The sequence below is a fragment of the Novosphingobium sp. SG919 genome (genome assembly GCF_012932495.1).
In the GTDB taxonomy this organism is placed as follows: Bacteria; Pseudomonadota; Alphaproteobacteria; order Sphingomonadales; family Sphingomonadaceae; genus Novosphingobium; species Novosphingobium rhizosphaerae.
The window spans coordinates 99,819-123,450 of the sequence record NZ_JABCNG010000005.1 but is presented as its reverse complement, the minus strand read 5'-3'; the positions used below and the strand labels follow the sequence as shown (position 1 = coordinate 123,450).

The 23,632-nt window shown below is 65.4% G+C and carries 26 protein-coding genes and 1 tRNA gene; 19 read left to right on the top strand and 8 right to left on the bottom strand.

Annotation, left to right across the window (positions count from 1 at the left end):
* Nucleotides 1–14: 14 nt before the first annotated feature.
* Nucleotides 15–1,061: a tetratricopeptide repeat protein gene (locus tag FHT19_RS24790; RefSeq protein ID WP_169476287.1), complete on the bottom strand. Its 1,047-nt coding sequence runs from the start codon at nucleotides 1,059–1,061 to the stop codon at nucleotides 15–17.
* 211 nt (nucleotides 1,062–1,272) lie between these two features.
* On the opposite strand from FHT19_RS24790, the gene FHT19_RS18525 reads away from it, so the two are divergent.
* Complete coding sequence (locus FHT19_RS18525) at nucleotides 1,273–1,749, top strand: glycine zipper 2TM domain-containing protein (RefSeq protein WP_168557740.1); 477 nt, start codon at nucleotides 1,273–1,275, stop codon at nucleotides 1,747–1,749.
* A gap of 11 nt (nucleotides 1,750–1,760) precedes the next feature.
* A complete protein-coding gene (locus FHT19_RS18520; protein WP_169476286.1) occupies nucleotides 1,761–2,492 on the top strand; it encodes a hypothetical protein in 732 nt (243 codons plus the stop codon).
* A gap of 84 nt (nucleotides 2,493–2,576) precedes the next feature.
* Here FHT19_RS18520 and FHT19_RS18515 read toward each other — a convergent pair whose 3' ends face one another.
* Complete coding sequence (locus FHT19_RS18515; RefSeq protein ID WP_169476285.1) at nucleotides 2,577–2,777, bottom strand: hypothetical protein; 201 nt, start codon at nucleotides 2,775–2,777, stop codon at nucleotides 2,577–2,579.
* Nucleotides 2,778–3,387: 610 nt separating this feature from the next.
* On the opposite strand from FHT19_RS18515, the gene FHT19_RS18510 reads away from it, so the two are divergent.
* Nucleotides 3,388–3,843 (top strand): pentapeptide repeat-containing protein, encoded by a 456-nt coding sequence (locus FHT19_RS18510; protein ID WP_169476284.1) that lies wholly within the window; start codon nucleotides 3,388–3,390, stop codon nucleotides 3,841–3,843.
* Between the two features lie 64 nt (nucleotides 3,844–3,907).
* Here FHT19_RS18510 and FHT19_RS18505 read toward each other — a convergent pair whose 3' ends face one another.
* The gene (locus FHT19_RS18505) at nucleotides 3,908–4,858 is read right to left on the bottom strand and encodes a LysR family transcriptional regulator (protein WP_168557743.1); all 951 of its coding nucleotides are present in this window, start codon (nucleotides 4,856–4,858) and stop codon (nucleotides 3,908–3,910) included.
* Between the two features lie 165 nt (nucleotides 4,859–5,023).
* Here FHT19_RS18505 and purU point away from each other — a divergent pair, with 165 nt between their 5' ends.
* From purU to FHT19_RS18450, 11 genes are all read left to right on the top strand, one after another.
* Nucleotides 5,024–5,884 carry a formyltetrahydrofolate deformylase gene (purU, locus tag FHT19_RS18500; protein ID WP_169476283.1) on the top strand — a complete coding sequence of 287 codons (861 nt, stop codon included), beginning with the start codon at nucleotides 5,024–5,026 and terminating at the stop codon, nucleotides 5,882–5,884.
* A gap of 11 nt (nucleotides 5,885–5,895) precedes the next feature.
* Nucleotides 5,896–6,390 carry a prolyl-tRNA synthetase associated domain-containing protein gene (locus FHT19_RS18495; RefSeq protein WP_169476282.1) on the top strand — a complete coding sequence of 165 codons (495 nt, stop codon included), beginning with the start codon at nucleotides 5,896–5,898 and terminating at the stop codon, nucleotides 6,388–6,390.
* The gene (locus tag FHT19_RS18490) at nucleotides 6,387–7,778 is read left to right on the top strand and encodes an L-serine ammonia-lyase (protein WP_169476281.1); all 1,392 of its coding nucleotides are present in this window, start codon (nucleotides 6,387–6,389) and stop codon (nucleotides 7,776–7,778) included. The genes FHT19_RS18495 and FHT19_RS18490 overlap by 4 nt, the downstream gene beginning before the upstream one ends.
* Nucleotides 7,779–7,801: 23 nt before the next feature.
* Nucleotides 7,802–8,548, top strand: coding sequence for an electron transfer flavoprotein subunit beta/FixA family protein (locus FHT19_RS18485; RefSeq protein WP_169476280.1), 747 nt, complete (start codon nucleotides 7,802–7,804; stop codon nucleotides 8,546–8,548).
* On the top strand, nucleotides 8,548–9,480 hold the full coding sequence (locus FHT19_RS18480; RefSeq protein ID WP_169476279.1) for an FAD-binding protein: 933 nt from the start codon (nucleotides 8,548–8,550) through the stop codon (nucleotides 9,478–9,480). The genes FHT19_RS18485 and FHT19_RS18480 overlap by 1 nt, the downstream gene beginning before the upstream one ends.
* 153 nt (nucleotides 9,481–9,633) lie before the next feature.
* Nucleotides 9,634–10,164 (top strand): DUF4402 domain-containing protein, encoded by a 531-nt coding sequence (locus tag FHT19_RS18475; protein WP_169476278.1) that lies wholly within the window; start codon nucleotides 9,634–9,636, stop codon nucleotides 10,162–10,164.
* 116 nt (nucleotides 10,165–10,280) lie between these two features.
* Nucleotides 10,281–10,799, top strand: coding sequence for a DUF4402 domain-containing protein (locus FHT19_RS18470; protein WP_169476277.1), 519 nt, complete (start codon nucleotides 10,281–10,283; stop codon nucleotides 10,797–10,799).
* A 243-nt stretch (nucleotides 10,800–11,042) separates the two neighbouring features.
* Complete coding sequence (locus tag FHT19_RS18465; RefSeq protein WP_169476276.1) at nucleotides 11,043–11,537, top strand: DUF4402 domain-containing protein; 495 nt, start codon at nucleotides 11,043–11,045, stop codon at nucleotides 11,535–11,537.
* A gap of 63 nt (nucleotides 11,538–11,600) precedes the next feature.
* Nucleotides 11,601–12,173, top strand: a complete 573-nt coding sequence (locus FHT19_RS18460) for a DUF4402 domain-containing protein (protein ID WP_169476275.1) — start codon at nucleotides 11,601–11,603, stop codon at nucleotides 12,171–12,173.
* 212 nt (nucleotides 12,174–12,385) lie between these two features.
* Entirely contained in the window at nucleotides 12,386–13,270 is an 885-nt protein-coding gene (locus FHT19_RS18455; protein WP_169476274.1) for a hypothetical protein, read from the top strand.
* Nucleotides 13,271–13,689: 419 nt separating this feature from the next.
* Complete coding sequence (locus FHT19_RS18450) at nucleotides 13,690–16,446, top strand: hypothetical protein (RefSeq protein WP_169476273.1); 2,757 nt, start codon at nucleotides 13,690–13,692, stop codon at nucleotides 16,444–16,446.
* Between the two features lie 10 nt (nucleotides 16,447–16,456).
* Here the strand turns inward: FHT19_RS18450 and epsC are convergent, their stop codons facing one another.
* From epsC to FHT19_RS18435, 3 genes are all read right to left on the bottom strand, one after another.
* A complete protein-coding gene (gene epsC / locus FHT19_RS18445) occupies nucleotides 16,457–17,398 on the bottom strand; it encodes a serine O-acetyltransferase EpsC (protein WP_168557800.1) in 942 nt (313 codons plus the stop codon).
* Nucleotides 17,399–17,510: 112 nt separating this feature from the next.
* Entirely contained in the window at nucleotides 17,511–18,377 is an 867-nt protein-coding gene (locus tag FHT19_RS18440) for a shikimate 5-dehydrogenase (RefSeq protein WP_169476272.1), read from the bottom strand.
* A gap of 342 nt (nucleotides 18,378–18,719) precedes the next feature.
* Nucleotides 18,720–18,796, bottom strand: a tRNA-Arg gene (locus FHT19_RS18435).
* Nucleotides 18,797–18,858: 62 nt separating this feature from the next.
* Between FHT19_RS18435 and FHT19_RS18430 the strand changes: the two genes are divergently transcribed.
* A complete protein-coding gene (locus FHT19_RS18430; RefSeq protein ID WP_168557755.1) occupies nucleotides 18,859–19,677 on the top strand; it encodes a queuosine precursor transporter in 819 nt (272 codons plus the stop codon).
* A gap of 27 nt (nucleotides 19,678–19,704) precedes the next feature.
* On the opposite strand, the gene FHT19_RS18425 is transcribed toward FHT19_RS18430, so the two are convergent.
* Together FHT19_RS18425 and FHT19_RS18420 are read right to left on the bottom strand one after the other, a co-directional pair.
* The gene (locus tag FHT19_RS18425) at nucleotides 19,705–19,935 is read right to left on the bottom strand and encodes a PspC domain-containing protein (protein WP_248290551.1); all 231 of its coding nucleotides are present in this window, start codon (nucleotides 19,933–19,935) and stop codon (nucleotides 19,705–19,707) included.
* Complete coding sequence (locus tag FHT19_RS18420; protein ID WP_168557756.1) at nucleotides 19,932–20,072, bottom strand: hypothetical protein; 141 nt, start codon at nucleotides 20,070–20,072, stop codon at nucleotides 19,932–19,934. The genes FHT19_RS18425 and FHT19_RS18420 overlap by 4 nt, the downstream gene beginning before the upstream one ends.
* A gap of 1 nt (nucleotide 20,073) precedes the next feature.
* Here FHT19_RS18420 and FHT19_RS18415 point away from each other — a divergent pair, with 1 nt between their 5' ends.
* From FHT19_RS18415 to FHT19_RS18400, 4 genes are all read left to right on the top strand, one after another.
* Entirely contained in the window at nucleotides 20,074–20,268 is a 195-nt protein-coding gene (locus FHT19_RS18415; RefSeq protein ID WP_169476271.1) for a hypothetical protein, read from the top strand.
* Nucleotides 20,269–20,606: 338 nt separating this feature from the next.
* Nucleotides 20,607–21,209 (top strand): ribosome maturation protein RimP, encoded by a 603-nt coding sequence (gene rimP / locus FHT19_RS18410; RefSeq protein ID WP_169476270.1) that lies wholly within the window; start codon nucleotides 20,607–20,609, stop codon nucleotides 21,207–21,209.
* A gap of 3 nt (nucleotides 21,210–21,212) precedes the next feature.
* Nucleotides 21,213–22,859, top strand: a complete 1,647-nt coding sequence (nusA, locus tag FHT19_RS18405; RefSeq protein WP_168557758.1) for a transcription termination factor NusA — start codon at nucleotides 21,213–21,215, stop codon at nucleotides 22,857–22,859.
* A complete protein-coding gene (locus FHT19_RS18400) occupies nucleotides 22,840–23,631 on the top strand; it encodes a DUF448 domain-containing protein (RefSeq protein ID WP_169476269.1) in 792 nt (263 codons plus the stop codon). Before nusA ends, FHT19_RS18400 begins: the two co-directional genes overlap by 20 nt.
* Nucleotide 23,632: the final 1 nt, after the last annotated feature.

Sequence of the window (23,632 nt, the reverse complement as noted above, 5' to 3'; positions counted from 1 at the left end):
GCAGCCCACGCTGCCTAGTTGCGCTCCACGACATTGGCGATCTCGTCGCACTTGCTGTCGCCCATCCGGGCGCAGGCGCGCAGCCAGAACAGCGCGGTCTTCTTGCTTTGCGGCACGCCTTCGCCCAGCGCATAGGCCAGGCCCAGGTTGCGCGCGCAGTCGGGCTGGTATTTCGAGGCGATGCGGGCGCATTTGGCATAGAGATCGCTGGCGATCGTGGAGTTCTTGCCCACGCCTTCGCCCTTGGCATAGCTGAGCGCCAGGTTGAACATCGCGCGCGGATCGTTGTGCCCGGCGGCCATGCCATACCAATAGACGGCTTTCTGCAGGTCTGCCGAAACCACGCTGTCATCGGAATAGATATCGCCAAGCGTGCCCATCGCATCCACGTCTCCGCCGCGGGCGCGCAATGTCAGCTTGCCGATATAGAGCGAGATTCGTTCGGCCTGCGCCCGCTGGCTTTCCTGCTGGCGTTGCCGCTCGGCCGCGGCCGCCAGAGCTGCATCGCCATCGTTCTGTCGGCTTTGCAGCATGGCATCGATGCCCGTCTCCAGCCGCCAGCCGCTGGCGTTTTCCACCACCAGCTTGCCGGTCATGCGCTCTTCCGTGCAGGTGCCGGCAAAGTGGGCGTCGCCCGACGCGCTGTCGAGCGCACAGGCGCCTGCCCGCACCGCGCCGCCCAGCGCGATGCGCTGGTTAAGGCCCGGTCCGGCCAGCGCCATGGTTGCCTGCATCGTGCCGTTGCGGATGGCCAGATCGATGCGGGCCGTGCCGGTCACGTCGCGGCGGCTGCGATAGGCGGTCGTCGAAAAGCCCAGGTCGATCCTTGTGCGGCCCAGGTTCAGCGAGGCCGGCGTGCGCTGGATGCGCCCGGCATTGCCGGAAAATTGGCCCGCGTAGACAAGATGGCCGCGAAAGGCAGCCTCTGTCGTGGGCGCGAGCGGTGTTTCCACGCGGTGCCAGACGCCGCCGGGATCGCGGCACACGCGCACCGGCACGGCGACATCGCCGCTGGTTGCCTGCATCGTCTTGCATTCGCGGCCGCCGCTTTCCTGTGCCACCGAATTGGCGGGAAGGGCAAGTATGGCAAGCGCAATGACAGTCAAGACCGCATTGGGCCTGAAATATAGCGACATAACCCAAATGGGGTACATACGGAAATGCCCTGTCTCGATTCGTTACTTCCGAACCATGCGACTTGATGCTAGCATCTTCTAGAGTGAACCAGCATGGGGACGGGGGCTTATGCAAAAGAACCTTATTGCAATTGTCATGGTATTGTCTTCCTTGGGTCTTGTCTTGATGCCGGTGGAGGCGCAAGCCAAGTGCGGCGGCAATGGCGGGCAAGTGGCCGGGGCCGTGGTCGGTGGCGTATTGGGCGGCCTGTTGGGGCGCAGCGTGGCTGGCGGACGGGACAAGACCCTGGGCACCGTGCTGGGCGGCGCGCTGGGCGTGGTCGTCGGCAGCCGGATCGGCAAGTCGCTTGATCGCTGCGAGCAGGAGAAGATGGCCACGGCCACCGAAGCGGCGCTCAATGCCAAGGGCAGCGATCAGGCGTCGACGCAGAAATGGACCAGCGAGACGCGGCCCGGCGTGGGCGGAACGGTGGTGGCCTCCACGCCCCAGGCCCAGCCCGACGGGCGCGTGTGCCGCAATGTCAGCCAGGTGAACTATGTAGATGGACAGGAAATGAAGGACAATCCGCGGTTCTGTCGCACGCCGCCCAGCAGCGCCTGGGCCCCGGCCTGAGCCGCTGCGCCATGGCCAAGTTGAGGTGGGCGATCGCCCTTCCGGCCTGTCTGGCGCTGGCCGTGCCACCGGCTGGCGCCCAAGGCACTTATTGCGGGGCGGAGCCGCCCGACGCGGTTTTCGCCGTGCCCCATTTCGACGATGAGCAGATGACCTATTCGGTCATCGAGCAGGGTGGGGTGCGCGTGCTCTATGCCAGCGGCGGCGTGGGGGACGAGGAAGGCAGCCGCCTCGCCGCCGCGCTTTCGCAGGCGGGGAACGTGGACGAAGTGTGGCTATCCTCGCCCGGCGGCAATCTGGAGCAGGGCATGGCCATGGGCCGGGCGCTGCGCGCGCGCCGCGTGCTGGTGCGGGTGCCGCAAGGGCGCGCCTGCATCAGCGCCTGCACCGTGGCGTTCCTGGGCGGGGCGCTGCGCACCGTGGACAACGGCGGCTATTACGGCATCCACATGTTCTCGCTGTTCTTCGACAAGAAGGAAGCGGCGGCACGACAGGTGGAACTCATGAAGCTGCTGGTGGCGGCCGAGCGCGTGAAGAAGGGCACGTCTTCGGAAGTCTATCGCGAGATCATGATGGATTACGAACGCGGCACCGCGCTCGCGGCCGGACGGCTGGCCCGCTATCTGGTGGAAATGTCGGCCTCGCTCGAATTCCTGGGCGGCATGTTCGGCCAGCGCCAGCTTGGCGTGTGCTTTGTCAACGATACCGGCCTGCGGCGGTATAATATCGTCAACATTGATTAAGCGGCTTGGGAAAGGTGGGTAGCGGGCAGGGTGCCGGAATTGGTGGGAACCGGGCGTCGGCGCAGGAACGATGCCGACCGTGCTTTATGAGCATGGCTTGCCCCAATGGTCGCGGTGCCTATCGTCAAACTCAGCGCCGAAAATCCGGATCGCTTCTCTAAGAAGCTCTTGGCCCGCCGCGGAATAACCCGAAAGGGCAGCGTCATCCTCCAGCCCCATAAGTGCTGTCATGAAGTAGCCGTAGCAATCAGCCGGCGTGTCTTTGCCCGAGTTCTCAGCCATCATGCTACATAAATGTCATTAGGCACTATCGTCCGCAAGTGGGCGTCAGCTGACCAGCGGCTTTGCCAAGCCCACTGCGCCGAACGGGCCGAGACTTGCGGGAGCGATCATTTCCTATCGAAGGTCACGACGTAAGCCTTGAGCAAATGAGGAAACGAAAACGACAGCTTCTCGAAGTAGGGCGCCGCCAGCTAAGCAGCCGGTGATTCCAGCGACCAGAAATATTTCCATATCGTTGTGGATGAAGGTCCAATCGCCATCTCGGCGCCAGATCAACGCGGCAACTGAAAGGCTTGCAACGCCGGCAATTGCCGCAGCCAACCTTAGAAACTTGGGAAGGAAAGCGCCAGCCGTCGTCACGACGGCGAGTATGATCAATAGGGCTGACCCGCTCACTCGATGTACCCCAGTTATACGACCTTCTTACCTCCAAGCACCTTCATGCCGCGCGTTGAGGTTATTGCCGCGCCAGCTTGCACGTATGCGGAACGTTCGCAATGTCCAAATGAGGACAGCAGCCGCTATTCCGTTTTGACTCGGCGCAGATCGCCAGCGGGTGCAAAGAACGGGGGCGGAAAGCGGACATTAGGAAACTGGTCGATATAGCGCCCCAATGAAACTCTACACTTCCGCAGGCCGAGAGCTACTCGATACAGGTGATGACCGGTCCGGCCACGACCTCGACAGCATCGATCTGTCTGGCCGTGATCTTCGCCAGGCGGATCTTGAAGGGTTCAACTTCAGTGACGCCAGCTTACGTTCGGCCGATCTCCGAAACGCCGACCTCTACTGGGCAATCATGTTCCGTGCCGATCTGACGGACGCTGATCTACGTGACGCGGTTTTGCGCGGTGCCGACCTGAAAGAGGCCAGACTGGCTGGTGCAGACCTGCGGGGTGCCAATCTTACCCAGGACAACGTCGGAGGAGCTACGCAACTGCAAGGTGCCTGCCTCGCCGACGCTAAGCTGCAAGGCGCGTTGCTGACTGGCGCTGAATACAATGATGCGACGCAATTCCCGCAGGGGTTCGACCCCGAAGCTCACGGGATGAGGAAGGCCACCCGCTGATCCAACTTGAACGTCGGCAACGGGGCGCTTGCAGCCCAGCCACATGGTTCACGCCGCCATGGCTTCAGCCCAGCAGCGGCCCGGCCCAAGGGTGGGCGTTGATCAGCGGTGGCAAGACCTGGTCCAGCAGGGTTTCGCGCGCCAGCGAGGCGGTCTGGCCGGGCAGGTCGCCCAGTTCGCCCATGCGCGCCACCACCTGGATGCGCCGGGCGAAGCGGCCGCGTGGTAGCGGCTCGACCCGCAGTTGCGGCATCAGCTGGGGCAGGGCGGCCAGGCACAGCAGCGAGGTGATGCTCCAGCCGATACCCATGCCCACGGTGGTCAATTGCTGGTGGATGATTTCCACCTCGATCACGTTGGGCAGGCGCAGCTTCATGCGGGTGAGCTGGCTTTCGATACGCTGGCCCATCCCGGTGTCGAGCGAATAGCGCACGAAGGGCAGGCGCTCGGCCACGTCGGCCGGTTCCACGCTGCCGGTGTGATCGGCCGGGAAGATCATCACGAAAGGATCGTCGATCACGTCGTGGTGTTCGATGCCCGGATGCTTTTCCAGGGTGTTGCTGCCCGTGACCAGCATGTCGCAGCGGCGGGCCAGGAATTCCTGCTGCTGCTTGAGCGAGATGCCCGAGCGCACGCGCCACGATCCCACGCGCATGCCGTGGCGGCGCAGGAGCGGTGCGGTCAGCAGGTTGGCCAGGCTTTCCGACATGCCGACCGTCAACTGGTCGATCGGCTGCTGCGCGCCTTCGCGCACTTCATCGTAAGCGGTGCGGGCGTTGGCGAGCAGCTTGCGCGCGCGTTCGTGCAGGGCACGGCCCGACGGGGTGAGCCCCAGTGGCCGCAACGAGCGATCGAACAGCGGCGCACCGATGCCCTGCTCCAGCCGGGTGATGGTTTGCGAAACCGCCGACTGGGTGATGCGCAATTGCTGGGCGCAGGCCGTCATCCCGCCCAGTTCCACAGTCAGGACAAACACTTCCAAGCCGTGCAGATCGAATTCGGCGGGCAGGCGCATGGGCATTGATCCTCTGGGGCCGCCCTTTGCCGGCCCCCCGGTGTTTTCCTTGTGCCATCATGAAGCCTGAACTACCAGATTATATCTGCTTATTGTGTGTGCTGGCCCGTTCCTGTCGCGGGCAAGCCGTCCTATCAGGGTGGCAACCAGCGGAAGGGAGCTGACGTGGCGCTTTTGAAACCGGATTTCGTCCTGCTTGTCTCGTGTCTGGATCGCAAGGGCCTGGTGGCGGCGATCGCCACGTCGATTTCGGCGCAGGATTGCAACATCGTAGAAAGCGCGCAGTTCGATGATGCCGTGACCGGCCGCTTTTTCATGCGCGTTGCGTTCACCGCGCCTGCGGGCATGACGGTGGAAAAGTTCAACGAGGCATTCCTGTCGGTGGGCAGCGCCTATGGCATCGACTGGAAGGTGTTCGACCTGTCGGTCAAGGTGCGCGCGATCGTCATGGTCTCAAAGGGCGGGCATTGCCTGAACGACCTGCTCTATCGCACGGCCACGCGCTATCTGCCGATGGAAGTGACCAGCGTGGTGTCGAACCACACAACCTGGCAGCGCCGCGTGGAGCACGAGGGCATCGCGTTCCATCATCTGCCGATCACGCCGGAAAACAAGGCCGAGCAGGAAGCCCGCCTGCTGGAGATGATCGCGCAGCAGAATGTCGATCTCGTCATCCTGGCGCGCTACATGCAGGTGCTGTCGGACGCGACGTGTCGCGCGCTGGAGGGCCGCGTGATCAATATCCACCATTCGTCGCTGCCGGCCTTCAAGGGCGCCATGCCCTATCACCGCGCGTATGAGCGCGGCGTGAAGATGGTGGGTGCCACCGCGCACTACGTGACACCCGATCTGGATGAAGGGCCGATCATCGCGCAGGATGTGTCGATGGTGGACCATGCCGATACCGTCGACGACCTGATCGCCCAGGGCCAGGAAACCGAAAGCCGCGTGCTGACCCGCGCGGTCAAGGCCCATTGCGAGCATCGCGTGATGCTCAACGGCCATCGCACCGTCGTGTTCAAGTAGGGGGTGTTCGAATGAGCGAGGCGCAGCTTTACGCCGATCTTGCCGCCCTGGGCATCGCCTGGAATGCCTTGGAACACGAAGCGGTGTTCACCGTGGAGGAAAGCGAGGCGATTCACGCCGCGCTGCCTGGCGCGCACACCAAGAACCTGTTTCTCAAGAACGCCGACGGCACGTTCTGGCTGGTGACCGTGGACCATGCCAAGCGCATGGATCTGAAAGCGCTGGCCGGTGCGGTGGGCGCCAAGAAGTTCAGTTTCGGCAAGGCCGAGGACATGGAGCGTCTGCTTGGGGTGACGCCGGGCGCGGTGACGCCGCTTGCCGCGATCAACGATGCGGGCGGTGCGGTGCGCGTGGTGATCGATGCGGACTTGGTTGACGCCGCGAAGGTTCACGTTCATCCCTTGCGCAACACGGCAACGATCGGTCTTTCCGGTGGTGATTTGTTGCGCGCCTTGGCAGGCTGGAATCACGCCCCGATCGTGTCAGGTATTCCGGAGCGGCCATGACTGTCAGCACCTTCGACCTGTTCAAGATCGGCATCGGGCCGTCCAGCTCGCACACGGTGGGGCCGATGGTGGCGGCCCGCCGCTTTACCGAAGCACTTGATGCCGCTGGCCTGCTGGGCGCGACGGCGCGGGTTTCGGTCGATCTCTATGGGTCGTTGGCGCTGACCGGCAAGGGCCACGCTACCGATGTGGCAGTGATCCTGGGCCTGGCCGGGGAAGTTCCCGCAACCGTGGCGCCCGATGCCGTGGCCGGCATCGTGGCGGGCGTCAATGAACGTGGCCGTGTTGCCCTGCTGGGCCGGCACGACGTGGCCTTTGCCCCGGCGCAGGACATGCGCTTTCTCCAGCGCGAGCGGCAGCCCTATCACAGCAATGCCATGGCGCTGGCCGCCTGGGACGCAGCGGGTGACATGCTCACGCGGCGGCTCTTTTATTCGGTCGGCGGCGGCTTCGTGCTTGATGAAGACGAAGTGATCCGCAATGCCCCGGCGCAAGACCTGCCGGACTTGCCCTATCCCTTTGCCAGCGCGGCCGAACTGATCGAGATCGGCGAGGCGACGGGGTTGACCTTTGCCCAGATCATGCTGGCCAACGAACTGGCCTGGCGCAGCCCTTCTGAGGTGGATGCCGGGCTCGACCTGTTGGCCGATACCATGGCCGCCTGCATCGATCGCGGCTGCGGACAGACCGGTACGCTGCCTGGGGGGCTCAACGTGCGGCGCCGCGCCGCGCCGCTGGCGCAGGAATTGCAGCACCGCCAGCAGATGTCGTTGTCGGAACCGCTGGCCGTGCTCGACTGGATCAACTTGTGGGCCATGGCGGTGAACGAGGAAAACGCGGCCGGCGGCCGTGTGGTGACTGCGCCCACCAACGGTGCGGCCGGCATCATCCCGGCGGTGTTGCGTTATTACGAACGCTGCTATCGCGGCGACCGGGCAGGGCGGCGCACGTTCCTGCTAACGGCGGCGGCAATCGGCGCGCTGTACAAGCGTAATGCCTCCATCTCTGGCGCGGAAGTGGGCTGCCAGGGCGAAGTGGGCGTGGCCTGCTCGATGGCGGCAGCCGGCCTCACCGCAGCGCTGGGTGGCAACAACGCCCAGATCGAAAACGCTGCCGAAATCGGCATGGAGCACAACCTGGGCCTGACCTGCGACCCGGTGGGCGGCCTGGTGCAAATCCCCTGCATCGAGCGCAACGCCATGGGCGCGGTCAAGGCCATCGACGCCTCGCGCCTGGCCATGCTGGGCGATGGGCAGCACATGGTGAGCCTTGACAAGGTGATCGAAACCATGCGCCAAACCGGCGCAGACATGCGTGACAAATACAAGGAAACCTCGCTAGGCGGCCTCGCGGTCAACGTCGTGGCCGTCAACGTGGTGGAATGCTGAGCGAGTTCGAGGAGACACAATCGATGAAAGCCCTGGTCTGCGTGAAGCGGGTGATCGACTACAACGTGAAGCCGCGAGTGAAGGCGGATGGCACGGGTGTCGAGCTGGCGAACGTGAAGATGAGCATGAACCCGTTTGACGAGATCGCGGTGGAAGAAGCGATTCGCCTGAAGGAAAAGGGCGTTGTTTCGGAAGTGGTTGCGGTGTCGGTGGGCCCGGCGAAGGCGGCCGACACGCTGCGCACGGCGCTGGCGATGGGCGCGGACCGGGCGATCCTGGTGCAGTCGGACGAAGACGTGGAGCCGTTGGGCGTGGCCAAGATCGTGGCAGCGATCGCCGGCGAGGAACAGCCCGGCCTGATCATCACCGGCAAGCAGGCGATCGACGACGATTCGAACCAGGTGGGCCAGATGATCGCCGCGCTGCTCGGCCGGCCGCAGGGCACCTTTGCCAATGAAGTCAGCGTCGAAGGCGATCAGCTGATCGTCAAGCGCGAGATCGACGGCGGGCTGGAAACGGTCAAGCTGGCGCTGCCGGCGGTGGTGACCACCGACTTGCGTTTGAACGAGCCGCGCTATGCCTCGTTGCCCAACATCATGAAGGCCAAGTCCAAGCCGCTCGCCACCAAGACCGCCGCTGACTTGGGCGTGGACGTGAGCCCGCGCCTCAAGACGCTGAAAGTGGCCGAGCCGCCGGTGCGCGCGGCGGGGGTGAAAGTGGCCGATGTCGATGCGCTGGTGGCCAAGCTCAAGGAACTGGGAGTCGCGTGATGGGTAAGGTTCTTCTCTGGGTCGAGCACGATGGCGCCGCGATCAAGGACGCGACGCTGAGCGCGGTGACCGCCGCAGCCCAGCTTGGCGACGTGGTCGCGCTGGTGGCGGGCGAAGGCGTCGATGGCGTGGCCGCTGCGGCGGCGCAGATCGCCGGTGTTTCCGCCGTGCTCAAGGCTGATGACGCGGCCTATGCCCATGCGCTGGCCGAGAACGTCGCGCCGCTCGTGGCCGGCCTGATGGCGGATTACGATGCCTTCGTGGCGCCGGCCACCACCACCGGCAAGAACGTCGCGCCGCGCGTGGCCGCGCTGCTCGACGTGGCGCAGGTCTCCGACATTCTCTCGGTGGAAGGCCCCAAGACCTTCACCCGGCCGATCTATGCCGGCAATGCCATCGCCAGGGTCGAATCGGGCGATGCCAAGCTGGTGGTGACGGTGCGCGCCACGGCCTTTGCCAAGGCGGACGCGACCGGCGGCAGCGCGAGCGTGGACGCGGTGAGCGGCGCGGGCGATGCGGGCCTGTCCAGCTTCGTCGGTTCGGAAATCGCCAAGAGCGAGCGCCCGGAACTGACCAGCGCCAAAGTCATCGTCTCGGGCGGCCGCGCGCTCAAGGACGCGGAGACCTTTGCCGCGACGATCACGCCGCTCGCCGACAAGCTCGGCGCCGCCATCGGCGCGAGCCGCGCGGCGGTGGACGCGGGCTATGTGCCCAACGACTACCAGGTGGGCCAGACCGGCAAGATCGTGGCGCCGCAAGTCTATGTCGCGGTGGGCATTTCCGGCGCGATCCAGCACCTGGCGGGGATGAAGGACAGCAAGACCATCATCGCCATCAACAAGGACGAAGACGCGCCGATCTTCCAGGTGGCCGACGTGGGCTTGGTCGCCGACTTGTTCACCGCCGTGCCGGAATTGGTGGGGAAGCTTTGATTTGACGGGAACATGCCCTCCCCCAGCCCCTCCCGCAAGCGGGAGGGGAGCTTAAGGCAAAATCCCCCTCCCGCGTGCGGGAGGGGTTAGGGGAGGGGGTGTTGCCCCAATGCCCTTGATGACCACCCGCCAGACTTGCGCTATAAGCAGGCCATGGGGCGGGGCATCTTGGGCATGGCGGCGCTGGTCGTGGCGCTGTCGCTAGCGCCGGCAGCGCAGGCGGACAGTTTTTCGATCCAGCGCACGGCAGACTTGCGGTTCGGCCGCTTTGCCGTGTTTGCCAGCGGCTGGCGTGCCGTGGCTGTCAGTGGTGCGGTGAGCGGCAGCGGGATCATGGCGGTGGCCGGCAGCAGCACCGGCCCGGCGCAATTCACCCTCCGCTACGATCGCGGCAGTACCAGCACCCGCCCGATCACGGTGGCCGCGCAAGTGATGTTGATCGCGCCGGGGCAACTGATCAAGGATGGCGTCGTGGCGCGGCTTTCCGCATTCGAATCCGATCTGCCGGGCGGCAGCCTGCTGGTTTCGGGAATGCCCGTCACCGTGACGATCGCCAATTGCACCACGCGGGTGTGCACCGCCAATTTCGCCATTGGTGCGCGCATCGATGTGGATCGCCAGGCGGGCGGGGCTGACCTGACGATCCCCTTGCCGGTCACCGCCATCTTGCTTGGTGTGCTCTAGCCTCTTGCCCTGCGAGACGCTTCGTGGTTTCCTTCTAATGGGAAACGCAAGGCAATCAGGTGGTTGATAATCGTTCACCAAAGTTTCGGGCCAAATTGGCACGTAGGTGTGCCGTTATGGCCGTGCTTGCCTTGCCTGGCAGCGCCCAGGCAGCCCAGGCCAACACCGCCACTGGCGAGGCGCAGGCACGGGTTGTCGCCGCGCTGTCCGTCGATGCGCTCGACGCGCTGGATTTTGGCGTCGTGGTGGGCCGCGCCACGACAGGCGGCACCGTGGCGGTCGATCCCGCCGGCGGAGCGCCGCGCTATGGCGGAGGGGCCATCGCGGCGTGCGGGGCCGGCGTGCCCTGCGCCGCGGCGCACCCTGCCCGCTTTGCCGTGCATGGCGAGGCGGGGCGCGTCTATCTCGTGTCCGTGCCGGAAAGCCTGGTGGTCAGTGGCGATGGCCAAGGCCCCGTGCTGACGGTCGATGCCTTGGCCGTGCTCGCGCACACCCCGGGGCCCACCGGCAATGCCGGGCTGCTTGATGCGCAGGGCGCCGATACGTTCAGCGTGGGTGGAACGCTGAACGTCCCTGCCGATGCGCCGGCAGCGCGCTATCGCCTGACGATTCCCCTGATCGTCACTTACGGCTGATTCTTGCGCGCGTTTTTTTCGTGCCGGACTGGCGAAATTTTTTGCGATGTGGCGGGAAATTTACAGGGGAAATTCCCTATGTGCTTGTTTTGCCAAAGCCAGGGGTAAACGCCAATTGGGTGAATTGTTAACTTAACCCAGATTAAAGAAGGCCTGCACCGCAGGACGGGGAAAGTACGTAGAACGTGCTGGTGCGGTGTCTCTCGCAGAGAGCACCCAGGGGGTCTTTAAGGGGTAAAGACGATGAAGAAGATTGCTGTTATCGCGGCCGTGATCGCCGCTGCTGCTGCCGTTCCGGCTTTCGCCGCCGGCAACACTGCCACCACCAACGGTACGGCCACCGCCACGGTGATCGCGCCGATCACGCTGGCCCACACTTCGGGCGCGGCGCTCAAGTTCGGCACCTTCACCACCGGTGCGGGCTCGATCACCGTGGGCGCCGGCGGCGCTGGCTCGGTTTCGGGCGGCGTGGTCTTCGTGACGGGCAATGCCAACGCGGCCGATGCGTTCACCGTGACCGGTGATCCCAGCCGTTCGTTTGCGATCTCCACCACGGGTGGCACGATCGCCAACGGCACCAACACCATCCCCTTCACCACCGCAGCGTCTGCCGCCACCGGCGCGCTCGACAGCAAGGGCAATGCATCGTTTACGGTTGGCGGTACGCTGACCCTGGCCGGCACGGAACCGGCTGGTGCCTATTCGGGCACGTATAGCGCGACGGTCACCTACAACTGATCGCGACGAGGGGCCGGCTCATCGGGGGGTGAGCCGGTCTCTTTCGGTACAGGATAATTAACCATGATTGGAAACCGCAAGCCTGGCCGCAGGACCTGGTCGGGATGGGCGGCAGCGGGCCTTGTGTGGTCGAGCGGGATCGTCCTGGGCCTGGCGCCCGGATCGGCCCAAGCGGCGCCGAACAAGGTTACCGTCAGCGGGACTGCCGCGGGAACGGTGGTCGCCCCCATTTCGGTTCGCCAGATCAATGGCATGAGCTTTGGCCAGTTCGTTCAGCCCGCATCGGCGGGCGCGCTTGTGCTGAGCACCGATGGCACGCTGACCGCTTCGGGCGGCATGGGCGCGCAGACCACGATCGCGCAAAGCAGCGCAAATCCGCCGCGCGCCGGGCAATTTGCCGTGGATGGGGATGCCGGCCGGCTGTTCTATGTGACGCTGCCTTCGTCGACCACGTTGACGGGTAACGGCGCGAGCATGACGGTGAGCAATTTCACCCAATCCACCTTTTTCGGCTTTGCCTGGACGGACAGCGATGGCGAATTCACGCTTAACGTGGGCGCGCAACTCAACGTGAATGCACGGCAAGCTGTTGGAACCTATCGAGGAACCTATGCGGTGACAGTCACCTACCTGTGATGGCGCCGTATTGTTTCGCGATATCCATCTTGTGAACTCCTAGGAAAAATCCCTATAGCTTCCGCCAAGCTGTACGGGGGTAAGCGATGAAGGGGATGCGTTGCGCGGGGGCGGGGGCCCCAGTGCGGGCTAAAGGCGCGCGGGCTAAAGGCGCGCGGGCTATTGGCGTGCGGGATGCCGGGTTGCGGATCTTGGGCATCATCGCCACGGCTATGGTTGGGGGAATGGTTTCGGGCGTGGTGCGCGCCGCCGATGATCCACCGCCAGCTGCGCCGGTCGCCAATGCAGTGCCACCCGAAGGGGCGGTAGGCGGGCTTGGCGATGTAAACCTGTTTCCCAAGCGCGTGGTGCTCGATGATCGCCAGCGTGTGGCCACGATCGGGCTTTACAATCGCAGTGCCGGATCGGGCGATTATGAAATCGCCATCACCGACCGCGCGATGACGCCGGGCGGCGATATTGTGGACCTGGCCGCCGTCACCGATCCTGCGCTCAAGGCCCGGGTCAAGACCGCGGCCGACATGCTGCGCTGGTCGCCGCGCCGCGTGGTATTGCAAGGCAATGAAGCGCAGACCGTGCGCGTCATGGCGCGCCTGCCCGAAGGGCTGCCGCCGGGCGAATATCGTGCGCATTTTTCCGCAGTGGCAGTGCCGCCCGATGTGGACCAGGGCCTATCGATTGCCGATGCGGCCGGCAACCCGCCCAAGAACGCCATCGGCGTGAAGATCGTGCCGCGCTTTGGCATTTCCATTCCCGTGATTGTTCGCGTGGGCGAAACCACGCTGACCGTGGGCCTGGCCAGCGTGCGGCGCACGGCCTTGCCCGATGGGCGCCAGGCGCTGGCGCTTGCGATCACCCGCGGCGGCACGCGGTCCGCGTTCGGAGACATCACGGTAACGGCGCCGGGCGCCAAGGGGCTACTGGCGGTGGCGCGCGGGGTGGGCATCTATCCCGAAGTGGATGGCCGCACGGTGACCTTGCCGCTCAACCCTGCCGCGGGGCCGCTGGCGCCGGGCGCGCGCGTCACGGTGACGTACACCGACGATGACTTTGCCCCCGGCCAGACGCTGGCCAAGCAGGACTTCACCGTGCCGTGATCACGCCGCCATGCTCGCCTGCCATGGGCCCTGCCTTGCCGCAGGCCCTGGCAGCGCGGGCCACCTGGTGGAGCACGGGCCTGGGTTTGGGGCTGGGCTGCCTGGCCCATGGCACGCCTGCATGGGCACAGCCATGTCACGCCGGTCCCGTGCACGCGGGAATCGCCCGGCCCTCATGCGGGCATGGCCATGGCCAGCGGTTTGCCATGCCGGGCTTGCGCTTCATCCAGGGCCATCATGCGCGGCGGTGGGACCATCATCGCAGGCGCCACCTGTGGCGCGCGTGGCGCATGCATCGCCGCGCGGTGATACGGCGCAATCTGCTGGTTTCTGTCGCGCCGCGGGCATTGGCACACGCCGGCATGGCCCCGCGCAGGAGCCGGGCGTCGGCGAGCGCTGGCCCGCGCCTGCCACGGCCGATGTTTGGCGCCAAAGCCGCGAGCGGGCCGGTTGCCGAGGCGCCGGCACCAACGCCGGCGCAGATTCAAGCGCCCCCGCCGCGCGCCGCGCCTGCAGACAAGGCACAGGCCAAGGCACCACGCGCGCCGGCCGATCACGCGCCTTCGGCCAAAGGCGCGCCGCTGTTCGATTATGACGACGAACTCGTGCTGCAGATGCGCACCGAAAAGGGCGGCTTCGAAGACACGGTCATTGCCTATGGCACGCGTGCCGGGGTCTATCTGCCGCTGGGCGCGCTGGCCCGCTTCCTCGATCTGCCGATCCGGGTGAGCGACGAGGGGCATTTTGCCAGCGGTTGGTTCCTGGCCGAAAACCGCACGTTGAGCGTGGACCTGCGCCAGGGCAAGATTGCCGTGGCCGGCAAGGAACGCGCGACCGAAACAGGTGAAGCCACGGCCTTTGACGGGGAGCTGTATGTGCGGGCCGACCGCGTGGCGACCCTGCTGCCACTGGAGGCGCGGGCCGACTTGCGCGACCAGTCGCTGGTGATCCGCACGCACGAGCCGTTTCCCTTTGAACAGCGCCTGGCGCGCGAGGCCGAGCGCGAGCGCCTGGCGGGGCTGCATCGCAACCAGGGGCCGCAGCACTGGCCGCGCGAGGAAACGCCGTGGCTCGCTGCCAGCGTGCCTTCGGCCGAAGCGGAATTGCGCGCCGTGTCCGACGATCAGCGCGGCACGCGCGGCCAGGCCGACCTGCGCCTGGCAGGTGACCTGGCCTGGATGACCGCGCAGGCCTATGCCAGCCTCGATAGCGCCGAAGGCCTGGTGGCGGCTCGCGTGGAAATGGGCCGGCGCGATCCCGACGGGCAATTGCTTGGGCCGCTGCGCGCCACCGGTTTTGCCCTGGGCGATGTGGCCAGCATGCCCATGGCGATCGGCCTGCGCGGGGTTTCGGGCCGGGGCGTGGCAGTCACCAACGCGCCGATCGAACAGACCAGCGTTTTTGATACGCTCGACCTGCGCGGGCCGTTGCTCGCTGGCTATGAAGTGGAACTCTATCGCAACGGCATCCTGGTGGGATCGACGGCCAAGCCGGTCAATGGCCAGTACGAATTCCTGGCGGTGCCGGTGGATTTCGGCCTCAATGTGTTGCGGCTGGTGTTCTATGGGCCGCAAGGCCAGCGGCGCGAGGAAGTGCGGCGGATCAGCGTGGGCGATGGGCGGCTGTCGCCCGGCCAGTTCGTCTATAGCCTGGCAGCCCTGCAGAACGGATCGAGTGTGCTGGGCGCGCATGGCGCCGCGTTTCAGCCGGGGCAGGACTATGGCCGCTGGCGCGCCGGTGCGCAGCTGGGCTGGGGGATCAATCCGGCGCTGACCGTGCTGGGGGGCCTGGCCTGGTTCGATGGCGATGCCGGCCGCAACTATCTGGCCAGCCTGGGCCTGCGCACCGGGATCGGGCCGATGGCCTTGCGCGCGGATGCCGGCATCGAAAAGGGCGGGGCCTATGGCATCACGCTGGCCGGCGGGGCACGCGTGCTGGGGCTGTCGTTCACTGCGGCGCACAGCGAATATCGCCGGGGTTTTGTCGACGAGGTGCAGGCGCTTTCCGCCCAGCCGCTGCGCGCGGTGAGCGAGGCGGAACTTTCAGGACAACTGGTGCTGTCGCATCGTGGCAACGGCCTCACGCTGCCGCTTGCCGCGCGTTGGCGCATGGTGGACCACCTTGATGGACAGCGCGATGTGACCGCCAGCCTGCGCTCTTCCCTGGCGCGGGGTGGCGTGCTGGTGTCGAGCGCGTGGGAACTGACCAGCACAAGCGCGCCGGGCATGGCGACGAGCCGGCAATTGCTAGCGAGCTTTGACCTTGCCACGCTGTCGGGCTCTCGCTGGCAGGTGCGCGCCGGGCTGGGCACGCGGGTGCTGCCGCGCCCGGCCTTTGCCAGCGCGGCGGTGGAAGTGAACCGGCGCATCGGCGAACAGACGCTGGTGGCGGCCACGGCGTCCCACGCCTTTGACAACCACCAGACGCAATTGGGGGTGAGCGCCATTCGCCGCCTGCCGCGCCTTACCATAGGATTCGATGCGGCGGTCGGGTTTCCCGATCGCAGCTATGCCGCGATGGTGCGCCTGGGATTCAGCATCGGGCGCAATCCGCTGGATGGACGCCTCTTTCTGGCAAGGCCAGGGCTGGCCTCGTCAGGCGCGGTGATGGTCCATGCGTTTCGCGACAACAACGGCAACGGGCGGCACGATGATGGCGAGCCGGCCTTGCCGGGCGCGGCGTTTACGTCGGGCGCGGACGTGGTGCAAAGCGACCGGCACGGCCAGGCCTTCCTGGGCCAATTGGGCAGCGGCACGCGCACCAGCGTGCAGGTGGACATAGACAGCCTGCCCGACATTGCCCTGGCGCCGGTGACCCGCGGGGTGGAAGTGGTGCCCCGGCCCGGCCGCATCCATGTCAGCCATTTTGCCATCCAGGCCCTGAGCGAGATCGAAGGGACTGCGCGCTTTGCCAGCGCCGGGAGCGGGCGGCGCCGCGAAGTTTCGGGCCTGGCGGTGCAACTGGTTGACGCCAAGGGCACCGTGGTGGCGCAAGTGCGGTCAGAAGCGGACGGGTTCTACCTGTTCGAGCAGGTGCGGCCCGGCACATATCGCCTGCGTGTCGATCCCGATCAGGTTCGCCGCTATGGCCTGGTGGCGCAAGACAGCACGGCCATCACGGTGACCGGGGATGGGCGCGGCGCGCGGCGTGACCTGGAGGTTTCCGCCGCGCATTGACGGCGCGGCATCAGTCGCAGGGGTCGCCGGCTTCCACCGTGACGCTGGCCTGGGTCTGGCGCACGCGGCTGCCCGGCGGGACCGAGCGGGTAAGCCAGACATTGCCCCCGATGACGGAGCAGCGCCCGATGGTGACGCGGCCCAGGATCGTGGCCCCGGCATAGATCGTCACGTCATCCTCGATGATCGGATGGCGCGGTTCGTCCTTGACCAGTTTCCCGTCCTCGTCGGTGCTGAAGCTGCGCGCGCCCAGGGTTACGGCCTGGTAGATGCGCACGCGCTTGCCGATGATTGCGGTCTGCCCGATCACCACGCCGGTGCCATGGTCGATGAAGAAGCTTTCGCCGATCGTGGCGCCGGGATGGATATCGATCCCCGTGCGCGAATGGGCGATTTCAGCCAGGATACGGGCCACCAGCGGCGCGCCGAGCTTGTAGAGTTCGTGCGCCACGCGGTGATGCAGCACGGCGGTGACGAACGGATAGCACAGCAGCACTTCATCGACGCAGCGCGCGGCGGGGTCGCCATCGAAGGCGGCTTCCACATCGCTGTCGAGCAGGCGGCGGATTTCGGGCAGGCGCGCCGCGAGGGTGCCGACGATGCGGTTCACTTCGGCGTCGACGATGGCGTCGCCATCTTCTGGATGGCTGTAGTGCAGTTCCATCCGCACTTGCGCGGCGAGCAGCGGCAGGGCCGATTGCAGGCTGGCCGAAACGAAGATGTCTTCGTTGACCGCAGTCACTTCTGCCGGCCCCAGGCGCAGCGGGAACAGGGCGGCGGCGAGCACGTCGATGATGCGGCCCAGCGCATGGCGCGAAGGGAATCCCACGGCGCCGTAATCGCCGCGCTTGCTGCGTGCGTCGCGCCAGTTTTCGCGCACGTCGCGCAGCCGCTCGACCACTTCGTTGACGGCAAATGGCGGCTCGGGAAATTCCACGTCGGCCTTGCCCATATCCCTCATGTCCTTCCTGCGCCTGCGTGGACCGTCGATCGTGGGCGGTCTGGCTTCTCGCGCATCATATAGGATGCCCGCCCACCACGGAAAGGGGGGCGCCCAAGGTTTGTTATGCTTGGGCAAGGCCGGCCGCGGCGAGGCGCGCGGCCGTGGCATCGCCATGGGCAAACCGCGCCGCTTCTACCACCAGATCGGCCGAGGGGCGCACCCCGGTGTAGAGCACGAATTGCTCCACCGCCTGAAGCACGATGACTTCCGCGCCAGAGATGACCGGCTTGCTGGCGGCGATCGCGGCCTGGATGAACGGGGTCTGCGCCGGCTGGGCGACCACGTCGAACGCCACTTGCGCGGCGGCGATCATGGCTGCCGGAAAGGCGAGCGTCAATGCGTCGGGGCCTTCCATGCCCAGCGGTGTGACATTGACCAGCAGCGGCGCACCTTGGGCTGGCAGTTCGCTTGCCCAGGCAAAGCCATAGCGTTGCGCCAGTGCCGGGCCGGCCACGCCATTGCGCGCCACGATCGTGCCCTGGGTAAACCCGGCATCGCGCAGCGCGGCAACCACCGCCTTGGCCATGCCGCCGCTGCCGCGCAGGATGAAGGGCGCGGCGCGATCGGCCGGGCTGGCTTCCAGCAACTGGCGACAGGCGGTGTAATCGGTGTTGTATCCGGTGAGGCGGCCGTCGTCGTTGACGATGGTGTTGACGCTGTCGATGGCGAGCGCGGAGGGCTCCAGCGCATCGAGCAACGGGATCACCGCTTCCTTGAACGGCATCGAAATCGCGCTGCCGCGAATGTCGAGCGCGCGAATCCCGGCGACGGCAGCAGGAAGATCGCGCGTGGAGAAAGACTTGTAGAGGAAATCGAGGCCCAGCGCTTCATAGAGGAAGTTGTGCAGGCGCGATCCGGCATTCCCGGGGCGACCCGAAAGCGACATGCACAAGCGAGTGTCACGGCCGATGGGGGGCTTTTGGGGCATCGGGGGAGGCTCCTTTGTTGGCGCCAGCGCCTGGCGCGGCAGAGTTTGGGGCAATTTGCAGGAACGCATCGAGACGGGGAAATCAATACCCAATTTGAAGTATTGCCATATTTGCAGCAACTTACACTGGCGATTCGAGTTGGCTTGGTCTAAATGCCCTCGTGGGACCGGGCAGTATTGGCGCTGAACGGAATGATCGGGGGGCTGTTCAGGGATGCGCGCGATTATCGATTTTCTGCGTCGGTTTTTCAGTTGGCGCTGCCCCTATGGCGCCCCGAACTGCAAGTTGATCGACATGTGCCCCGATTGTCGCCGCGACGAGGCATGGTGAGGGCACGGTGATGGCGCGCCCTGCAGGATTCGAACCTGCGACCACCGGCTTAGAAGGCCGATGCTCTATCCAGCTGAGCTAAGGGCGCGCACAGCCGTGCCCATAAGACGGCTTTGCCTTTGGTGCAAATGGCGATAGCAGTTCATCCCCATGAACGATCCCGCTCCTGCATCGCCGACGCTCGAAAAGCCTGCGCTCGAAAAGATTGGGGGCTCGCTCGGCGCACGCCGCCATTTCCGCTTCTTCGACTATATGATGGCCGCGTTCGTGGCGATCTTGCTGCTGTCGAACCTGATCGGCGCGTCCAAGCTGTCGAGCGTGGGCGGGTTCACCTTTGGCGCGGGCATCCTGTTCTTCCCGATCTCCTACATCCTGGGCGACGTGCTCACCGAAGTGTACGGCTATGCCAATGCACGTCGCTGCGTGTGGGTGGGCTTTTTCGCGCTGCTGTTCATGGCGGTGATGAGTTTCGTGGTGGTGGCGATGCCACCGGCGGCCGATTGGGGGTGCGCATCGAGCGGTGACCCGCAGTTTGCCGGTCTTGTCGCCAAGTCTTCCGCCGGGGCGGTCTGCCAGACCACCTATGTTTCGGTGTTCGGCAGCACCTGGCGCATCGTACTTGCCTCGGTCGCGGCGTTCTGGGCGGGCGAGTTCGTCAATTCATTCGTCATGGCGCGGATGAAAGTGTGGACGGGCGGCAAATACCTGTTCACGCGCACCTGGGGCTCCACCATCGTGGGCCAGGCGGTTGACAGCCTGATCTTCTATCCCGTGGCGTTCCTTGGCACCTGGACCAACGCCGATGTCGTGCACGTGATGATCACGAATTGGGCGATGAAAGTGCTGTGGGAAGTGGTGCTGACGCCGCTGACTTATGCGGTGGTCAATTTCCTCAAGCGGCGCGAAGGCGTGGACGTGTTCGACACCGACACCGATTTTTCGCCGTTTGCCCGCACCGCTTCGGTGTGAAGAGGTGCGGGTCGAATCCGGCCCGCATCAATCGGCAAGCAGGGCGATGGCCAGGTAGATCAGCAGCAGCGAGCCGAAGCCCAGCAGCGTGCCGGCGATCCAGGCAACGCGCACCAGCGTGACATCGAGGTCCAGCGCTTCGGCCATGCCGGCGCAGACGCCGAAGATCTTGCCGTTCTGGCGGTCGCGGCGGAAAATGCTGCCACGGCGGCGGGCGGGGCGGACGGGGCTGTCTTCAAAGCGCAGGTCGGTCATCATGCGATCTCCACGACGGGGGCTGCACCCTGGGCGGTGACGGCCGGCGTTTCCACGGTCTGGCCGATCAGGGCCAGCGAAAGGGCGAGGGCGGCAACCGCGGCAGAGGCGCGGCCGGCAATGGCAAGCAAGGTGTTCATCGTGAGGTACTCCCTGAAAGTGGCGCCGGAGCGTTTGCTTCCGGCCGATGCTCCCTGCTTTGCATGGGCCGTGCCAAATTCAGAAAGTGGCGGTTTTCCGGGATTTTTTCATGCCCGCGCCGCGAATGAACATCAAATGAATGCCAAGGATTGGGATTATTCACCGATAATTTGGATGATGTATTCCCATGGCTGACGCGATTCGCATGCCGCGCAGCTTTTGAGGGCGGGAGCCGGCCTTCTTTTCCCCTTGGAAGGCAGGCGAGCCGCGTGGGCCGGGCGGGCCCACCGCGGCGCGCCGCCGGAGCAATCCGGCGGCTCTCGTCCCGTTTTGCCGCGACCAGCCTGGCTTTTGGCGTGCAAGGAACGGCGTCGCCGCTTTGTTCTTGCAATTTTGGGCTGCTTGCCTTATCTGCACATTCATCCCGACATTGTGAAGGCAAGAGCGGGCTGGCGCCGAAAGGGGCTGGCGCGAAACTCCGTTGCCTGCATGGGTTTGCATGCCAGGGGCATGTTCGGGTCATTGGAGACGGCATGACGGATATCGCGCGGATCATCGAGATTGTGGAGCCCGAGGTGAAGGCCCTGGGATTCGATCTCGTGCGCGTGCGCCTTTATGGCAAAAGCGAAGTGGGCGACGAGGAGCATACGCTCCAGATCATGGCCGAGCGGCCCGAGACCGGGCAGCTGGTAATCGCCGATTGCGCCGCCTTGTCGCACCGCATTTCCGACAAGATCGACGCGCTCGAAGAAGCCGGCGAAATGCTGATCGAGGAAGCCTATCGCCTCGAAGTCAGCTCGCCCGGGATCGACCGTCCGCTGACCCGTCCCAAGGATTTTGCTGCCTGGATCGGGCACGAAGCCCGCATCGAGCTGGCCGAGCTACTGGACAATCGCAAGCGTTTTCGCGGCGATCTCAAGGGCTTCGATGCCGATACCGGCACGATTTCGATCGAGGATGATGGCCAGGTCTATGCCGTGCCGTTTGCCCTGGTCACCAATGCCAAGCTGATCCTGACCGATCGGCTGATTGCTGCCTCTCGCCCGGTGGATGCCTCCGGCGTGGACGAGGAAGATTTCGAAGACGAAGACGCTTTGGCGCAAACCGACGCATTTCTTGAGGAACAGGAAGACTAAGCCATGGCCAGTGCGATTTCCGCCAACCGTGCCGAGCTGCTGGCGATTGCCAACGCGGTCGCTGCCGAAAAGATGATCGACAAGTCCATCGTGATCGAAGCGATGGAAGAGGCGATCCAGAAGTCGGCGCGCAACCGCTATGGCGCCGAGAACGACATTCGCGCCAAGCTCGATCCGCGCACCGGCGACCTGCGCCTGTGGCGCGTGGTCGAAGTGGTCGAGCATGTCGAAGACTACTTCAAGCAGGTCGATCTCAAGCAGGCCGAAAAGCTGCAGCCGGGCGCCAAGGTGGGTGACTTCATCGTCGACCCGCTGCCCCCGGTGGACCTGGGCCGCATCGACGCCCAGTCGGCCAAGCAGGTCATCTTCCAGAAGGTGCGCGATGCCGAGCGCGACCGCCAGTATGACGAGTTCAAGGACCGTGCCGGCGAAATCATCACCGGCGTGATCAAGTCGGTCGAATTCGGCCACGTGATCGTCAACCTCGGCCGTGCCGAAGGCGTGATCCGCCGCGACCAGCAGATCCCCCGCGAAGTGCCCCGCGTGGGCGAGCGGGTGCGCGCGCTGATCCTCAAGGTGGAGCGCCAGAATCGCGGGCCGCAGATCTTCCTGAGCCGGGCACACCCCGATTTCATGAAGAAGCTGTTCGCCCAGGAAGTGCCCGAAATCTATGACGGCATCATCGAGATCAAGGCCGCTGCGCGCGATCCGGGCAGCCGTGCCAAGATCGGTGTGATCAGCCGCGACAGCTCGATCGACCCGGTCGGCGCCTGCGTCGGCATGAAGGGCAGCCGCGTTCAGGCGGTGGTCCAGGAAATGCAGGGCGAAAAGATCGACATCATCCCCTGGAGCGAAGACACCGCGACTTTCGTGGTCAACGCGCTGCAGCCGGCAACCGTGAGCCGCGTGGTGATCGACGAGGAAGAAAGCCGCATCGAAGTGGTCGTGCCCGATGACCAGCTCAGCCTGGCGATCGGCCGTCGCGGCCAGAACGTGCGCCTGGCCTCCTCGCTCACCGGTTCGGCCATCGACATCATGACCGAGGCCGAGGCGAGCGAAAAGCGCCAGAAGGAATTCTCCGAACGCTCCAAGACGTTCGAGGAAGAACTCGACGTGGACGAAACCCTTTCGCAGCTGCTGGTGGCCGAAGGCTTCAGCGAGCTGGAGGAAGTGGCCTACATCGACATCAGCGAACTGGCCAATATCGAAGGTTTCGACGACGAGCTGGCGTCTGAACTGCAGAACCGCGCGCTTGAAGCGCTGGAGCGCCGCGAAGAAGGCCAGCGCGAGGAGCGCCGTGCCCTGGGCGTGGACGATGCCCTGGCCGAATTGCCGCACCTGACCGAAGCGATGCTCGTCACCCTGGGCAAGGCCGGGATCAAGACGCTCGACGATCTGGCCGATCTGGCCACCGACGAGCTGATCGCCAAGAAGCGCAACAACGACCAGCGCCGCCGCAACGACCGCCGCGAGCGCGATCGTTCGGAGCGCAGCGAAGACAAGGGTGGCGTGCTGGGCGAATATGGCCTGAGCGACGAGCAGGGCAACGAAATCATCATGGCGGCACGCGCCCACTGGTTCGACGACGAACCGGTGGCTGACGAAGCCCCCGCAACCGAGGAGGCCGCCGATGCGGAATCCTCACAATGAGACGCTGAGCGCGCAAGGGCCGCAAGACCGCCCGGCAAGGCCTGAAAAGGCTTTGCCGGAGCGGAAATGCATCCTCACCGCCCGCCACGATGGCCGGGGCGCGTTGCTGCGCCTGGCGATCTCGCCCGATGGCCTGGTCCTGCCCGACCCATTGGCGCGTGCCCCCGGGCGCGGCGCCTGGATCGGCGTGTCGCGGGCAGACCTTGAAATTGCGCTTGCCAATGGCAAACTTAGGGGAGCGCTGGCGCGTGCGTTCAAGGGCGCGCCGCTGACCATTCCTGCCGACCTGCCCGATCTGATCGAACAGGGCCTCAAGCGCGCCACGCTGGACCGACTCGGGATCGAGTTGCGGGCCGGCAATCTGGTGCTGGGCACCGAAAAAATTGCCCAATCCGCCCGTTCGGGGGCGATAGCGTGGCTGGCCCACGCCAGCGATGCGCGCGCCGATGGCGTGGGCAAGCTGGCACAGGCCTGGCGCGTGGGCGAAATGGCCGAAGGATCGGGGATGGCTGGGGTCATCTTGCCGCTGGACCGGGCGGCGTTGTCTGTGGCATTGGGCCGCGACAACGTCGTTCACCTGGGCGTTACCGATCCGGCTGCGGCCGAACGGATTGCCGGTCCACTGGACCGTCTGATGCACTTTATCGGGGCTGCGGCACCGGAAGGACCACCTGGGACCCCGATTGGGATCGAGTCTCCAGGCGGGCCTGCCCCTGCCACTGCACCGGCTGCGCAAGCAGCGAACGACGATTTGGATACGAAGGGCGAATGAG